This is a genomic window from Thioalkalivibrio sp. XN8, from assembly GCF_011058255.1.
Lineage (GTDB): Bacteria > Pseudomonadota > Gammaproteobacteria > Steroidobacterales > XN24 > XN24.
In genome coordinates, this window is the sequence record NZ_JAALFH010000066.1 from 230,638 (window position 1) to 244,295 (window position 13,658).

Here is a 13,658-nt window from a genome sequence, read left to right on the forward strand (position 1 = left end):
GGCCGGCGCGCCTACCATTGCCGGCGGAATCGCTCAAGCATCGCAGGGAGAAAAGGAATAATGGAAGAAGTACAGAACCTGATCAGCCCCGAGCAGATGAACACTGCCGTGGAGTGGCTGTCCCAGTTCGGGCTCAAGGTCCTGGCTGCGGTCGTCGTCTTTATCATCGGTCGATGGCTGGCCCGTAAGATCGCGAACCTCCTGAAGCGGGGCATGGAGCGCGCCGGCACCGATCCCACCCTGATCGGCTTCGTGCGGAATATCGCCTATTTCGGCCTGCTGACCATGGTCGTGATCGCGGCGGTCGGCCAGCTCGGGGTGCAGACGACGTCCTTCATCGCGGTGCTCGGTGCCGCCGGCCTCGCCATCGGCCTGGCCCTGCAGGGGTCGCTGGCGAATTTCGCCGCGGGCGTGCTGATGATCATCTTCCGGCCGTTCAAGGCGGGCGACTACATCGAGGCGGCGGGCACCGCGGGTTCGGTGGAAGAGATCCAGCTGTTCACCACCACGCTGAAGACGCCCGACAACAAGATCGTGATCATCCCGAACGCGCAGGTCACCGCCGGCACCATCACCAACTACTCGGCGCGCGACACGCGGCGTCTCGACCTGGTGTTCGGCGTCGGCTACGGCGACGATCTCGATCACGTCAAGCGCGTGATCACGCAGGTCCTGGCCGAGGAGCCGCGCCTGCTCAAGGAGCCCGAGCCGGTCATCGCCGTGCTCAACCTGGGCGAGAGCAGCGTCGACTTCGCGGTGCGGCCGTGGGTGAACAGCTCAGACTACTGGGGCGTGTACTTCGACCTGCAGGAAAATATGAAGAAGCGCTTCGACCAGGAAGGCATCAGCATCCCCTTCCCGCAGCGCGACCTGCACGTCTACCAAGAGGCGTCCTGAGGCCATAACGGCGACAGCCCCGGGGTTGCCCCCGGGGCTGTCGCGGTGTCCTGAGTGGTCGGGGTGAGAGGATTCGAACCTCCGACCTTCTGCTCCCGAAGCAGACGCGCTACCAGGCTGCGCTACACCCCGATCGTGGGCCGGGAACCGGCCGCGTCACGCCGTCCGGTCGACGGCGATGCGGGCGAGCGCCGCCAGGGCGTCCCTGAACTCCGAGCGGGGCAGCGTCTCGAGGGCCTCGATCGCCGCGTCCGCCTGCTCGCGCGCAAGCCGCGCAGTGTAGTGGAGGGCCCCGGTCGATTCAATAGCGTTGTGGATCGCCCCGAGCTCCTCGAGGCCGCCGTGCTCGATGACGGCGCGGATCAGCTCGCGCTCCGCCGCGGAGCCCAGTTCCATGGCGCGGATCAGGGGCAGCGTGGGCTTGCCCTCGGCGAGGTCGTCGCCGATGTTCTTGCCCATCGCCGCGGCCGTGCCGCCGTAGTCGAGGGCGTCGTCCACCAGCTGGAAGGCGATGCCGAGACGCATGCCGTAATCCGCCAGCGCCGCCTCGGTTGCCTCGTCGGCGTCGGCGAGGATGGCCGCGACCTGCGCGCCCGCCTCGAACAGCTTGGCGGTCTTGCTGCGGATCACCTCGAAGTAGCGGGTCTCGTCGGTGTCCGGGTCGTTGCAGTTCATCAGCTGCAGGACCTCGCCCTCGGCGATGGTGTTGGTGGCGTCGGCCATCACTTCCATGACCCGCATCCGGCCGATGCGGACCATCATCTGGAAAGCGCGGGAATACAGGAAGTCGCCCACCAGCACGCTGGCCTCGTTGCCGAACACGGCATTGGCCGTGTCCCGGCCGCGACGCAGCTCGGAGCTGTCCACCACGTCGTCGTGCAGCAGGGTGGCGGTGTGAATGAACTCGACGATGGCGCTGGCCTCGACATGGTGTTCGCCCTGGTAGCCGCAGGCCCGGGCCGCCAGCAGGACCAGCAGCGGGCGCAGCCGCTTGCCGCCGCCGGCCACGATGTAGCGCGCCACCTGGTCGACCAGCGCCACGTCGCTGCGGAGGCTGGCCACGATGCAGCGATCCAGCGCCTCGAGGTCGGCGGCGACCGGGGTGCGGACGTCTTCGATGCTGGGCGCTGCGACCGCGGCGTCGGCGGGGGCAGTGGCGGGGTCAGGCATGGTATCGGCTGGTCGAGGGGCGCGGCCCGGGATGGCTATTATCGCGAATCCGGGCCGGCGCGGCAGCCCCGCCGGGACCGGTCCTGGGGACAGTCCCCAGGACCGGTCCCGGCAATTGACCCGGGGGCTTGCAGCCAATACAATGCACGGCTTTCTCCGGGCCAGTTCGGCCGGTTACTGTTTTCCAGGAGCAACCATGTACGCCGTGATCGCCACAGGCGGTAAGCAATACAGGGTCAGCGAGGGCGCGGTCCTGCGGGTCGAGAAGCTCGACGCCGAGGAAGGCGCCAGCGTCGAATTCGACCAGGTCCTCCTGGTCGGCGACGGCGACCAGGTCAGCGTCGGCAAGCCCTATCTCGAGGGCGGCAAGGTGCAGGCCACCGTCATGGCCCAGGGCAAGGCCCGGAAGGTCGAGATCGTCAAGTTCCACCGCCGCAAAAATTACCGGCGGACCAAGGGCCATCGGCAGCAGTTCACCCAGGTCAAGATCACCGGGATCGTCGGCGGCTGAGCCGGGATCGCGGGGAGGTAAGGGCAAATGGCACACAAGAAGGCAGGCGGCAGCACGCGTAACGGCCGCGATTCCCAGTCGAAGCGGCTCGGCGTGAAGAAGTACGGCGGCGAGCAGGTCCTGGCCGGCAACATCCTGGTTCGCCAGCGCGGCACCCGCTTCCACCCCGGGGTGAACGTGGGTTGCGGTCGCGACTACACCCTGTTCGCCAAGGCGGACGGCAAGGTCGTGTTCGAGACCAAGGGCCCGCAGAACCGCAAGTTCGTGAGCATCGTCACGGACTGACCCTGCGCCCGTCTCGCGGTATGCTTCGAAGACCCCGGTTTGCCGGGGTCTTCGCGTTTTCGGGAGCTGCCAAGTGAAATTCGTCGATGAAGTGACCATCACGGTCCAGGCGGGGGCGGGCGGCAACGGCTGCGTCAGCTTCCGGCGTGAGAAATTCATTCCCTTCGGCGGGCCCGACGGCGGCGACGGCGGCCATGGCGGCGACGTCGTCCTGGTCGCGGATTCCGGCCTGAACACGCTGGCGGATTTCCGGCGCCACCGGCGCTTCCGGGCGCCCAACGGGGCGCCGGGCCAGGGCAGCAACTGCTCGGGGCGCTCGGGCGAGTCGATTTACGTGCCCGTACCCGTCGGCACCGTGGTGCACGAGCTCGACACCGGGGAGGTGCTCGGCGACCTGGTCGGCCCGGAGGACAAGCTGCTGGTCGCGCGCGGGGGGATCGGCGGCAAGGGCAACACCCACTTCAAGAGCAGCGTCAACCGCGCCCCCCGCAAGTCGACGCCCGGCACGCCCGGCGAGTTCCGCAACCTGCGGCTGGAGCTGCGGGTGCTGGCCGACGTGGGCCTGCTCGGGCTGCCGAACGCCGGCAAGTCCACCCTGCTGGCGTCGGTCACCGCGGCCCGGCCGAAAATCGGCGCCTATCCCTTCACCACCCTCCACCCCAACCTGGGCGTCGTCGAGCTGGACGAGGGCCGGACGTTCGTCATCGCCGACATCCCCGGCCTGATCGAGGGGGCGGCGGAGGGGCACGGCCTCGGGACCCGTTTTCTCCGCCACCTGCAGCGGACGCGCTTGCTGCTGCAGGTCGTGGACGCGACCCCGGGCGAGGGGCAGCCCTCGCCGGAGCAGGGCGCGCGCGACATCCTCCACGAGCTCGAAGCCTACAGCGCCGAGCTGGCGGCCTGGCCGCGCTGGCTGGTGATCAACAAGATCGACAACCTGCCGCCGGGCGCGGGCGAGGAGATCGGCCAGCGGGTCGCCGCGGCGATCGACTACCGGGGGCCGGTGTTCTGCGTCTCCGCCGCCACGGGACAGGGCACGGACGCGCTGGTCCGGGCGGCCGGGGACTATCTCGACGCGCAGGCCCGGCGCGAGGCGGCGGCGACCGACGCCGGCTGAAAGCCCTCGGGCACGAAAAAGCCGGCGCTGGGCCGGCTTGCTTCGGTCAGGCTGGGCGCGGCTGCGTCAGGCCGACAGGTCCTTGATGCGGGCGTTGAGCCGGCTCTTGTGCCGCGCCGCCTTGTTCTTGTGGACGATGCCCTTGTTCACCATCGAGTCCAGCACCGGCATGGCGGCCTTGTAGCTGGCCTCGGCGGCGGCGCGGTCGCCCGACTCGATGGCCGTGATGACCCGCTTCAGGTAAGTGCGCATCTTGGAGCGCAGCGCCATGTTGTGGGCCCGGTTCTTGACGCTCTGGCGAGCGCGCTTCTGGGCCGACTTGATGTTAGCCAAGGTATGGACTCCCGTTGAATCTGGTGCAGCGCACGGGCCGGGGCCCGCCGCGAGAAGCCGCATATCGTCCCCGAGCGGGCGCGCGATGTCAAGGTCGGAAGCGCCCGCGGCGTGGTGCAGCAGGCCCCGACGGTTGCTAGAATCTGCGCCCCGCGGCGGCGCGACTCCACCGCGCCGTCCGGCTCGAAAGAGAGAGCACCATGACAAGCGCAATCCCGAGATCTGAACGCCAGGTCGCGACCTGGCTGCTGGCGTGCTGCCTGGTCCTGTTCGGCCTGGTGGTGCTGGGCGGCGTGACCCGCATCACCGGCTCCGGCCTGTCGATTACGGAGTGGAAACCCGTGACTGGCGTGCTGCCGCCGCTGAGCCAGGAAGCGTGGCAGGCGGAATTCGACCTGTACCGGGCCACGCCCGAGTACCAGAAGGTCAACCGGGGCATGTCGATGAGCGACTTCAAGTTCATCTACGGCTTCGAGTACGCCCACCGGCTGCTGGCGCGCCTGCTCGGCCTGGTGTTCGTCGTGCCGCTGGTGGTCTTCTGGGTGCGGGGGAAGATTCCGCCCCGGCTGCGCTGGCCGTTGCTGGGCATCCTCGCGCTCGGCTGCCTGCAGGGCTACATGGGCTGGTTCATGGTCAAGAGCGGCCTGGTGGACGTGCCCCGGGTCAGCCCCTACCGACTGTTCATGCACCTCGGCCTCGCGCTGGTGATCTTTTCCGCCATGTTCTGGCTGGCGCTGAAGCTGCTGCGGCCGCGCCAGGGCCCGCCGTCGGCGGCGCACGGCTGGCTGCGGGCCCTGCTCGGGCTGCTGGTGGTCACGGTCGTCTCCGGGGCGTTCGTGGCCGGCAACAAGGCGGGCTACGTCTACAACACCTTCCCGCTGATGGCGGGGCAGTGGATTCCCGACGGGCTGCTGCATCTCGAGCCGCTGTGGCGCAACTGGACCGAGCATCCGGTGATGGTGCAGTTCACCCATCGCTGGCTGGGCATCGCCACCGCGCTGCTGGCGCTCGGCGCCTGGGCGTATGCCTGGCGGCTGGAACTCGATCGCGTGCAGCGGCTGGCGCTGCATGTACTGGCGGTGATGGTGCTGGTACAGGCGACGCTGGGCATCAAGACCCTGTTGCTGTACGTGCCGGTGGGGCTGGGCGCGGCCCACCAGGGCGGCGCGGTGGTGCTGCTGGCCGCCACCCTGTTCGCCCTGCACGAGACGGGCCGCGCGCCGGCCGGCGCCACGCCGGCCGGCCAGCTGTCGACCGCCTAGCCGAGGGCAACCAAACAGGCCGGCGCGCAGCGCCGGCCCGTGCTCGTCCCGGCGACCTCAGTCGTCCAGGCTGCGGATATAGGCCACCACGTTGTCGAGGTCGTCGCCCTTCAGGGCGTGGCCCCACGCGGTCATCATCGGCGACAGGCCGACGGCCGGGCCGCCTTCGGTGATGACCTTCTTGATGTGCGCGTCGTCCACCGAGGCCTGCCATTCGGGATCGTCCAGCGGGCGCGGCTTGGGCTTCAGCGCCGCGGCGGCCGGGCCGTCGCCGTGACCGGTCGCGCCGTGGCAGGTGGCGCAGAACTGCTGGAACTTGGCCTTGCCGGCCTCCACGTCGGCGGCCTGGGCCGGGACGGCGATGACACACAGCGCGGCGGCTGCGGCCAACAGGGAAATCTTCCTCATGATCTTGACTCCTGGGATTTGGGGGAACCGGTACGGCTGCTTTCGGTCGGGCCCTATTGCCCGATGCGCTGTATTAGCGTATTAATACGCTGGCGCAACGCCCGACCCTACGGATCAGTCCTCACAATTATGAAGAATAGAGTGTCACCCTCCAAGTCAGCGGAACAGCAGGCCGAGGCCGAGCTGTGCCGCGCCGTGCTGGCCCTCGACGGCGAAGAGGAGGCGCGGGCCTTCCTGCGCGACCTGTGCACCCCGGCGGAATTGCAGGCGCTGGTGGACCGCTGGCGGGTGGTCGGCCTGCTGCGCCGCGGCCTGACCTACCGGCAGATCAACGAGCAGACCGGCATCAGCGTCACCACCATCGGGCGCGTCGCCCGGTTCCTGGCCGACGGCAACGGGGGATACCTCGCCGTGGCCGACAGACTGGATGGAGAGAATTCATGACGATTCAGGCAGAGCAGCGCATCAAGGTCGCGGTGCAGAAATCCGGCCGGCTGACCGACAACTCGCTGCACCTGATGGAGACCTGCGGGCTCATCTACAGCCGCGGCCGGGACCAGCTGATCTGCTTCGGCGAGAACATGCCGGTGGACGTGCTGCTGGTGCGGGACGACGACATCCCGGAACTGGTGGCGGACGGCATCTGCGACCTGGGCATCGTCGGGATGAACGTGTTCCGCGAGAAGACGAGCCAGGACATGGACCTGGCGCCGGTGATGGAACTCGACTTCGGGCGCTGCCGGCTGTCGATCGCGGTCCCGCGCGGCTTCGACTACCGCGGCGCGCAGAGCCTCGAGGGACTGCGCATCGCCACCAGCTATCCGCGCATCCTCGGGGGGTGGCTGGAGGCGCAGGGCGTGCAGGCGGACGTGGTGACCCTGTCGGGCGCGGTCGAGATCGCGCCGCGGCTGGGGCGCGCCGACGTCATCTGCGACCTGGTGTCCACCGGCTCCACGCTGCTGGCCAATGAGCTGGAGGAGGTGGAGGTGATCTTCGACAGCCGGGCGGCCCTGATCGCGCGCGGCGAGGGTCCGGCCGAGGGCTGGCCGGCGCGGCTGGCCAGCCGGATGCGGGGCGTGCTGAGCGTGCGCGAGAGCAAGTACATCATGCTCCACGCGCCGCGCGAGGCCCTGGCGGAAATTCGGCGCCTGCTGCCGGGCAGCGAATCCCCGACGGTGATGCCGCTCGAAGGCCGGGACGACAAAGTGGCGGTGCACGCGGTGTGCCGCGAGAACGTGTTCTGGGAAACCCTGGAAGGGCTGAAGGCCGCCGGCGCGAGCTCGATGCTGGTCCTGCCCGTGGAGAAGATGCTTGCCTGACGAAATCGTGACCCTGGCCCGCTATCGCTGGGCCGAGCTCGACGAGCCCGGGCGCCGCGCCGCCCTGGCGCGGCCCGAGGCCGCCGGGCGCGACAGCCTGGCCGCGGACGTGGCCGCCATCGTCGCCGAGGTGCGGCACGACGGCGACGCGGCGTTGCGCCGCTTCGCCGCCCGCTTCGACGGCGTGACGCTGGCCGGGCTGCGGGTGCCGCTGTCCGAATTCGATGCCGCCGAGGCGACGCTGACCGACCCGCAGCGCGCGGCGCTGCGCACCGCGATCGAGAACGTGCGGGCCTTCCATGCCGCGCAGCTGGCTCCGCCGATCAGTGTCGAGACCATGCCGGGCGTCGTGTGCCGCCGGATTACCCGCCCGATCCAGGCCGTGGGCCTCTATGTCCCGGCCGGTTCCGCGCCGCTGCCCTCGACGGTGATCATGCTGGCGGTGCCGGCCGAGCTGGCCGGCTGCGGCCGGCGGATTCTCTGCACCCCGCCGCAAAAGAATGGCCGCGCCGATCCCGCCGTGCTGACCGCCGCGCGGTACTGCGGCATCGAGGAGGTCTACCTCGTCGGCGGCGCCCAGGCCGTGGCCGCCATGGCCTACGGCACGGAGAGCATCCCGGCCGTGGACAAGATCTACGGTCCCGGCAATGCCTGGGTCACGGAGGCCAAGCTGCAGGTTTCCCGCGATCCCGACGGCGCGGCGCTGGATCTGCCGGCCGGCCCTTCCGAAGTGCTGGTCATTGCCGACGGCCGGGCCGACCCGGAGTTCGTCGCCGCCGACCTGCTGTCGCAGGCCGAGCACGGCCCGGACTCCCAGGTCGTGCTGGTGACGCCGGCCGAGGCGCTGGCCGACGCCGTGGAAGCCGCGGTCGCGGCCCAGCTCACCGTGCTGCCGCGCAACGACGTGGCCCGCCAGGCGCTGAGCCATGCCCGGGTCGTTTTCGCCCGGGACCTGGCGGAGGCTTTCGCGGTCAGCAACCGCTACGGGCCCGAGCACCTCATCCTGCAGCTGCCCGACGCAGACAGCTGGCTCGAGCATGTCGAGACCGCCGGCTCGGTGTTCCTCGGCGACTGGACGCCGGAGTCGCTCGGCGACTACTGCAGCGGGACCAACCACGTGCTGCCGACCTATGGCTATGCGCGTGCCTGGAGCGGCCTGTCGCTGGCTGATTTCCAGCTGCACATCTCGGTGCAGGAAGCGACGCCGGACGGATTCCGCCGCATCGGCCCGGTGGCCCGGACGCTGGCGGAGCTGGAGCGGCTGGACGCCCATGCGCTGGCCGTGAAACTGCGCCTCGAGGCGCTGGGCCAGCCCCAGGACCCGCTGCCGCAGCGGGACGAGGGCGCATGAGCGCGACCTTGCACCTGCTCCGGCCCGACCTGCGGGACTTCACCGCCTACCACGCCGCCTCGCCGCGGCGGGGGGTGGTCCGGCTGCACGCCAACGAGTCCTCCTGGCGGTCCGACTGGGACGCGACCGACGACGGCCTCAACCGTTACCCGGATCCGCAGCCCGAAGCGCTGATACACGCCCTCGCCGGTCTTTACGGCGTGGCGCCCGGCACGGTGCTCGTGACCCGCGGCAGCGACGACGCCATCGACCTGCTGGTGCGCGCCTTCTGCGTGGCGGGCGAGGATGCCGTGCTGGTGTGCCCGCCGACCTTCGGCATGTACGCCGTGGCGGCGCGGTTGCAGGGCGCCGGCGTGGTCGAGGTCCCGCTGGGGCAGAACTTTTCCCTCGCGGTCGATGACGTGCTGGCGGCCGCCCGCCGGGGCGTGAAGCTGGTGTTCCTGTGTTCGCCCAACAACCCCACTGGCAGCCTGGTTCCGGCGCGGGCCGTGGACAACATCTGCCGGGCTCTGCACGGCCATGCCGTGGTAGTGGTGGACGAGGCCTACGTCGAGTTCTCGCGCCAGCCGGGATTTGCCGACCGCCTCGAGCGGCACGGCAACCTGGTGCTGCTGCGGACCCTGTCCAAGGCCTGGGGCCTGGCCGGGGCACGCGTCGGCGCGCTGCTCGCCGAGCCCGAGCTGGTGGCGATCCTGCGTGCGCTGGCGCCCCCGTACCCGCTGCCGTCGCTGGCCACCGAGGCCGCGCTGCGGCGGCTGCAGCCGCGCGAGCTGGCCGCTGCGCGGCGCCGCACCGCCGCGGTCGTGCGGCGCCGGGAGGCGCTGGCGGAGCAGCTGCGCGCCCTGCCGGCCGTCCGGCGGGTCTGGCCCAGCGAGGGCAATTTCCTGCTGGCGCGTTTCGCCGATGCAGCTGCCACCATGGCGGCCTGCGAGGCAGCCGGCGTGCTGGTGCGTGATTTCAGCCGCCAGCCCGGCCTGGCCGGCTGCCTGCGCATCACGGTCGGCACGGCGGCCGAGAACCGCCAGCTGCAGCGGGCCCTGGCCCGCCTGGACGGCAAGAAGGTGAGAGCCCGTGGATAGAAGCCTGTTCCTGTTCATCGATCGCGACGGCACGCTGGTGACGGAACCCCCCGACGAGCAGGTGGACGCCGTCGAAAAGGTGCGCCTGGTGCCCGGCGTGATCCCCGCGCTGCTGCGGCTGCGCGATGCGGGGTACCGGATGGTGCTGGTGAGCAACCAGGATGGGCGCGGCACGGATGCTTTCCCCGAGGCGCACTTTCGCCGCGCCCACGACTACATCCTCGAGCTGTTCGCCAGCCAGGGCATCCGCTTCGAGGCCGAGTTCATCTGCCCGCATTTCCCGGCCGACGGTTGTGCCTGCCGCAAGCCGGCCACGGGCCTGCTGACGGCCTTCATCGCCCGCAACCCGCCCGACCTGGAGCGCAGCTTCGTCATCGGCGACCGCGACACCGACCTCGAGTTCGCCGCCAACCTCGGCCTGCACGGCCTGAAGCTCGGCGCCGGCGGCGACGGCACGCTGCGCTGGGACGAGATCGCGCGCCACGTCCTCGGCGGGCTGCGCCGGGCGACCGTGACCCGGGCGACGAAAGAGACCCGCATCAGCGTCAGCGTCGATCTCGACGACCCGGACGGGCCGGTGGTGGCGAAGACCGGCATCGGCTACTACGACCACATGCTGGAGCAGGTGGCCAAGCACGGCGGCTTCGCCCTGCAGCTGGAGTGCGCGGGCGACCTGCACGTGGACGAGCACCACACCGTCGAGGACGTGGCGCTGGCGCTGGGCGAGGCGCTGCGCCAGGCGCTCGGCGCTCGGCGGGGCCTGCGGCGCTATGGCTTCGTGCTGCCGATGGACGAGACCCGCGCCGAGGTGGCGGTCGATCTCGGCGGCCGGCCCTACCTGGTGTTCGAGGGCGAGTTCCACCGCGAGCGCGTGGGCGAGCTGCCGACCGAGATGGTGCCGCACTTTTTCCGCTCGGTGGCGGACAGCCTGCGCGCCTCCATCCACGTCCGGCTCGAGGGCGAGAACGACCATCACCAGGTCGAGGGCGCCTTCAAGGCGCTGGGCCGCGCGCTGCGCGACGCTTTCCGCGTCGAGGGCGGCGGCATTCCCTCGACCAAGGGCATGCTGGCGTGAGCGGCGGTCCCGTCATCGTGGACTCCGGCGGCGCGAACATCAGCTCGCTGCGGTTCGCGCTGGGACGCATCGGCTGCAAGGCGCCGCTGACGGCCGACCCCGGGCTGATCACCCGCGCCAGCCACGTGTTCCTGCCGGGCGTGGGCGCGGCCGCCGATGCGATGCGGCGGCTGGAGGAGCGCGGCCTGGCGGATCTCGTGCGCGGCCTCCAACAGCCGGTGCTGGGCATCTGCCTAGGCATGCAGCTGCTCTACGAGTACTCGGCGGAGGACGGCGGCCAGGCCTGCCTTGGCGTGGTGCCCGGCCGGGTGGAGAAACTCGTGGCCGCCCCGGACCGGCCGGTGCCGCACATGGGCTGGAACCTCACCAGCCTGGCTGGGGACAGTCCCCTGTTCGCCGGCCTGCCCGGAGCGGCGCATTTCTATTTCGTGCACAGCTATGCCGCGCCGGTGAGCCCCGACACCATTGCCGTCGCGGACTACGGCGGCGAGCTCACTGCCGCGGTGGGGCACGGCAACTTCTTCGGTACCCAGTTCCACCCCGAGCGCTCCGGCCCGGCCGGGGCGCGGGTGCTGCAGAACTTCCTGGGCCTGTGACGGGAACGCCCGCATGAGTCTCAAGCCCATTCCCGCGATCGACCTGAAGGACGGCGGCTGCGTGCGCCTGTTCCAGGGCCGTTTCGACCAGGTGTCGGAATACGCCCAGGACCCCGTGGCGCTCGCTGCGCGCTACCTGGCGCTCGGCGTGGACTGGCTGCACGTCGTCGACCTCGACGGCGCGCGCGCGGGCACGGGCGGCAACCGCGAGCTGATCGGCCGCATGGCCGCGCCGGCGCCCGGCCGCATCCAGGTCGGCGGCGGCGTGCGCACCCGCGCCGACGTCGAGGCCCTGCTCGGGCTCGGCGTGGGCCGAGTGGTGGTCGGCAGCACGGCCGCCGAGCACCCGGCCGAGGTGCGCGCCTGGTTCGGCGAGTTCGGCGCGGAGCGCCTCGTGCTGGCCTTCGACGTCGGCCTGGACGACTCCGGCACGCCCTGGCTGCGCACGCGCGGCTGGACCGAGGACGCCGGGCTGTCGCTGTGGGATGCCGTCGAGACCTATCTCGATCTCGGCCCGCTCAACGTGCTGTGCACCGACGTGGCCCGCGACGGCGCCATGGCGGGACCCAACCAGGCGCTGTACGCCGAGTGCCTGCGCCGCTTCCCGGGGCTGCAGCTGCAGGCCTCAGGCGGCGTGCGCGACATCCATGACGTCGGGGCCCTGCGTGCCACTGGCGCGACCGGCGCCATCATCGGCAAGGCCCTGCTCGACGGCCGCATTACTGACGAGGAGATCCGCTCATTCTTGCGCGACGCATAATTCCCTGCCTGGACGTGCGCGCCGGTCGCGTGGTCAAGGGCGTGCGCTTCCGCGATCACCGCGACATGGGCGGGATCCTGGAGCTGGCCGGCCGTTACCGCGACGAAGGCGCCGACGAACTGGTGTTTTACGACATCACCGCGAGCCCCGGCGGGCGCAGCGTGGACCGCAGCTGGGTCACGCGGGTGGCCGAGTTGCTGGACATCCCCTTTTGCGTGGCGGGCGGCATCCGCGACCTGGCGACGGCGGAAGGGGTGCTGGCCGACGGCGCGGACAAGATCAGCATCAATACGCCGGCCCTCGAGGACCCGGCGCTGATCGACCAGCTGGCGCGACGCTTCGGCAGCCAGTGCGTGGTGATCGGCATCGACAGCCGCCGGGAACCGGCGGGCGAGGGTGGAGGCTGGCAGGTTGCCAGCCACACCGGCGACCCGGACCGCACGCGCTACGGGCGCCGCGCGACCCTGGACTGGGTGCGCGAGGTGCAGGACCGCGGCGCCGGCGAGATCGTACTCAACTGCATGGACTCGGACGGCGTGCGCAACGGCTACGACATCGAGCAGCTGGCCGCGGTGCGGGAGGCCTGCATGGTACCGCTGATCGCCTCCGGCGGGGCCGGGGCGCCGGCGCACTTCGTCGAAGTGTTTCACCGTGCCCGCGTCGACGGCGCCCTCGCCGCCACGGTCTTTCACTCCGGCCAGATCCCCATCCCCGAGCTCAAGGAGCTCCTGGCCGACAACGGCATCGAGGTGCGGCGATGAAAGCCCCGGCGACCGAGACCATCGACTGGCAGAAAAGCGGCGGCCTGGTCCCCGCCATCGTGCAGGACGCGACCACCGGCCGCGTGCTGATGCTCGGTTACATGAACCGCGACGCCTACGAGCACACCCTCGCCATCGGCGAGGCCGTGTTCTTCAGTCGCAGCCGGCAGACGCTCTGGCGCAAGGGCGAGACCTCCGGCAATACCCTCAAGGTGACCGAGATCCGCGCCGACTGCGACGGCGACACGCTGCTGCTCCGGGCCGAGCCCAACGGCCCGACCTGCCACCGCGGCATCGTCAGCTGCTTCGGCGAGGAACTGCCGGCGACGCTGCTCGACGAGCTCGAGGGCGTGATCGACGGCCGGCTGGCGCAGCGGCCCGAGGACAGCTACGTGGCGAAACTCGCGGCAGCGGGCGTTGGGCGCGCGGCGCAGAAGGTGGGCGAGGAGGGCGTGGAGACGGCGCTCGCCGCCGTAACCCGCGACGACGAGGGCCTCGCCGAGGAGGCGGCCGACCTGGTGTTCCACCTGCTCGTCCTGCTCCGGATCCGCGGCCTGCACCTCGAGGACCTGCTGGCGCAACTGGCCGAGCGCCGCCGCTAGCCGCCGGTCGCGTTGCCTGCGCGGCATTTATACCAACCCAAAGAAAACGGCCGGGAGATCGCTCTCCCGGCCGTCGTGGTTTTGGTGGGGAGGGATGGGCCCGAGGGCCCATCCGCCACCTTCGTCGTTAAT

General features: G+C 70.7%; 17 protein-coding genes and 1 tRNA gene. 14 read left to right on the plus strand and 4 right to left on the minus strand.

Going from position 1 to position 13,658, the window contains the following annotated elements:
• The first annotated feature begins 60 nt into the window (after positions 1-60).
• Positions 61-897 (plus strand): mechanosensitive ion channel domain-containing protein, encoded by an 837-nt coding sequence (locus G6N75_RS12155; RefSeq protein ID WP_165348624.1) that lies wholly within the window; start codon positions 61-63, stop codon positions 895-897.
• 55 nt (positions 898-952) lie between these two features.
• Here the strand turns inward: G6N75_RS12155 and G6N75_RS12160 are convergent.
• Both G6N75_RS12160 and ispB read right to left on the minus strand, forming a co-directional pair.
• A tRNA-Pro gene (locus G6N75_RS12160) sits at positions 953-1,029 on the minus strand.
• Positions 1,030-1,053: 24 nt separating this feature from the next.
• Positions 1,054-2,067, minus strand: a complete 1,014-nt coding sequence (ispB, locus tag G6N75_RS12165) for an octaprenyl diphosphate synthase (protein WP_165348625.1) — start codon at positions 2,065-2,067, stop codon at positions 1,054-1,056.
• A 196-nt stretch (positions 2,068-2,263) separates the two neighbouring features.
• Between ispB and rplU the strand changes: the two genes are divergently transcribed.
• The 3 genes from rplU to cgtA all read left to right on the plus strand — a co-directional run bounded on the left by rplU (position 2,264) and on the right by cgtA (position 3,980).
• Positions 2,264-2,578 carry a 50S ribosomal protein L21 gene (rplU, locus tag G6N75_RS12170; protein ID WP_165348626.1) on the plus strand — a complete coding sequence of 105 codons (315 nt, stop codon included), beginning with the start codon at positions 2,264-2,266 and terminating at the stop codon, positions 2,576-2,578.
• 27 nt (positions 2,579-2,605) lie between these two features.
• Positions 2,606-2,863: a 50S ribosomal protein L27 gene (gene rpmA, locus G6N75_RS12175; RefSeq protein WP_165348627.1), complete on the plus strand. Its 258-nt coding sequence runs from the start codon at positions 2,606-2,608 to the stop codon at positions 2,861-2,863.
• 73 nt (positions 2,864-2,936) lie between these two features.
• Positions 2,937-3,980 carry an Obg family GTPase CgtA gene (gene cgtA / locus G6N75_RS12180; protein WP_165348628.1) on the plus strand — a complete coding sequence of 348 codons (1,044 nt, stop codon included), beginning with the start codon at positions 2,937-2,939 and terminating at the stop codon, positions 3,978-3,980.
• A gap of 66 nt (positions 3,981-4,046) precedes the next feature.
• On the opposite strand, the gene rpsT is transcribed toward cgtA, so the two are convergent.
• Positions 4,047-4,313, minus strand: a complete 267-nt coding sequence (gene rpsT / locus G6N75_RS12185; protein WP_165348629.1) for a 30S ribosomal protein S20 — start codon at positions 4,311-4,313, stop codon at positions 4,047-4,049.
• A 200-nt stretch (positions 4,314-4,513) separates the two neighbouring features.
• Here rpsT and G6N75_RS12190 point away from each other — a divergent pair, with 200 nt between their 5' ends.
• On the plus strand, positions 4,514-5,575 hold the full coding sequence (locus G6N75_RS12190; protein WP_165348630.1) for a COX15/CtaA family protein: 1,062 nt from the start codon (positions 4,514-4,516) through the stop codon (positions 5,573-5,575).
• A gap of 57 nt (positions 5,576-5,632) precedes the next feature.
• Here G6N75_RS12190 and G6N75_RS12195 read toward each other — a convergent pair whose 3' ends face one another.
• Positions 5,633-5,983: a cytochrome c gene (locus G6N75_RS12195; protein WP_165348631.1), complete on the minus strand. Its 351-nt coding sequence runs from the start codon at positions 5,981-5,983 to the stop codon at positions 5,633-5,635.
• Between the two features lie 129 nt (positions 5,984-6,112).
• Between G6N75_RS12195 and G6N75_RS12200 the strand changes: the two genes are divergently transcribed.
• The 9 genes from G6N75_RS12200 to hisIE are packed head-to-tail and all read left to right on the plus strand — an operon-like array spanning position 6,113 to position 13,526.
• Positions 6,113-6,427: a YerC/YecD family TrpR-related protein gene (locus tag G6N75_RS12200; protein WP_165348632.1), complete on the plus strand. Its 315-nt coding sequence runs from the start codon at positions 6,113-6,115 to the stop codon at positions 6,425-6,427.
• On the plus strand, positions 6,424-7,302 hold the full coding sequence (hisG, locus tag G6N75_RS12205; protein WP_165348633.1) for an ATP phosphoribosyltransferase: 879 nt from the start codon (positions 6,424-6,426) through the stop codon (positions 7,300-7,302). Before G6N75_RS12200 ends, hisG begins: the two co-directional genes overlap by 4 nt.
• On the plus strand, positions 7,295-8,653 hold the full coding sequence (hisD, locus tag G6N75_RS12210; RefSeq protein ID WP_240901106.1) for a histidinol dehydrogenase: 1,359 nt from the start codon (positions 7,295-7,297) through the stop codon (positions 8,651-8,653). Before hisG ends, hisD begins: the two co-directional genes overlap by 8 nt.
• Complete coding sequence (gene hisC, locus G6N75_RS12215; RefSeq protein ID WP_165348634.1) at positions 8,650-9,732, plus strand: histidinol-phosphate transaminase; 1,083 nt, start codon at positions 8,650-8,652, stop codon at positions 9,730-9,732. The genes hisD and hisC overlap by 4 nt, the downstream gene beginning before the upstream one ends.
• Positions 9,725-10,807: a bifunctional histidinol-phosphatase/imidazoleglycerol-phosphate dehydratase HisB gene (gene hisB / locus G6N75_RS12220; RefSeq protein ID WP_165348635.1), complete on the plus strand. Its 1,083-nt coding sequence runs from the start codon at positions 9,725-9,727 to the stop codon at positions 10,805-10,807. The genes hisC and hisB overlap by 8 nt, the downstream gene beginning before the upstream one ends.
• Positions 10,804-11,403: an imidazole glycerol phosphate synthase subunit HisH gene (gene hisH, locus G6N75_RS12225; protein ID WP_165348636.1), complete on the plus strand. Its 600-nt coding sequence runs from the start codon at positions 10,804-10,806 to the stop codon at positions 11,401-11,403. The genes hisB and hisH overlap by 4 nt, the downstream gene beginning before the upstream one ends.
• Positions 11,404-11,416: 13 nt before the next feature.
• Entirely contained in the window at positions 11,417-12,163 is a 747-nt protein-coding gene (locus G6N75_RS12230) for a 1-(5-phosphoribosyl)-5-[(5-phosphoribosylamino)methylideneamino] imidazole-4-carboxamide isomerase (protein ID WP_165348637.1), read from the plus strand.
• Positions 12,145-12,924, plus strand: a complete 780-nt coding sequence (gene hisF, locus G6N75_RS12235) for an imidazole glycerol phosphate synthase subunit HisF (protein ID WP_165348656.1) — start codon at positions 12,145-12,147, stop codon at positions 12,922-12,924. Before G6N75_RS12230 ends, hisF begins: the two co-directional genes overlap by 19 nt.
• The gene (gene hisIE / locus G6N75_RS12240; RefSeq protein ID WP_165348638.1) at positions 12,921-13,526 is read left to right on the plus strand and encodes a bifunctional phosphoribosyl-AMP cyclohydrolase/phosphoribosyl-ATP diphosphatase HisIE; all 606 of its coding nucleotides are present in this window, start codon (positions 12,921-12,923) and stop codon (positions 13,524-13,526) included. The genes hisF and hisIE overlap by 4 nt, the downstream gene beginning before the upstream one ends.
• The last annotated feature ends 132 nt before the right edge of the window (positions 13,527-13,658 follow it).

Coding starts and splice junctions, on each gene's coding strand:
- hisC (WP_165348634.1), top strand. CDS start 8,650: ATGAGCGCGACCTTGCACCTGCTCCGGCCCGACCTGCGGGACTTCACC.
- hisG (WP_165348633.1), top strand. CDS start 6,424: ATGACGATTCAGGCAGAGCAGCGCATCAAGGTCGCGGTGCAGAAATCC.
- rplU (WP_165348626.1), top strand. CDS start 2,264: ATGTACGCCGTGATCGCCACAGGCGGTAAGCAATACAGGGTCAGCGAG.
- G6N75_RS12190 (WP_165348630.1), top strand. CDS start 4,514: ATGACAAGCGCAATCCCGAGATCTGAACGCCAGGTCGCGACCTGGCTG.
- G6N75_RS12195 (WP_165348631.1), bottom strand. CDS start 5,983: ATGAGGAAGATTTCCCTGTTGGCCGCAGCCGCCGCGCTGTGTGTCATC.
- ispB (WP_165348625.1), bottom strand. CDS start 2,067: ATGCCTGACCCCGCCACTGCCCCCGCCGACGCCGCGGTCGCAGCGCCC.
- G6N75_RS12155 (WP_165348624.1), top strand. CDS start 61: ATGGAAGAAGTACAGAACCTGATCAGCCCCGAGCAGATGAACACTGCC.
- hisIE (WP_165348638.1), top strand. CDS start 12,921: ATGAAAGCCCCGGCGACCGAGACCATCGACTGGCAGAAAAGCGGCGGC.
- G6N75_RS12200 (WP_165348632.1), top strand. CDS start 6,113: ATGAAGAATAGAGTGTCACCCTCCAAGTCAGCGGAACAGCAGGCCGAG.
- rpmA (WP_165348627.1), top strand. CDS start 2,606: ATGGCACACAAGAAGGCAGGCGGCAGCACGCGTAACGGCCGCGATTCC.
- G6N75_RS12230 (WP_165348637.1), top strand. CDS start 11,417: ATGAGTCTCAAGCCCATTCCCGCGATCGACCTGAAGGACGGCGGCTGC.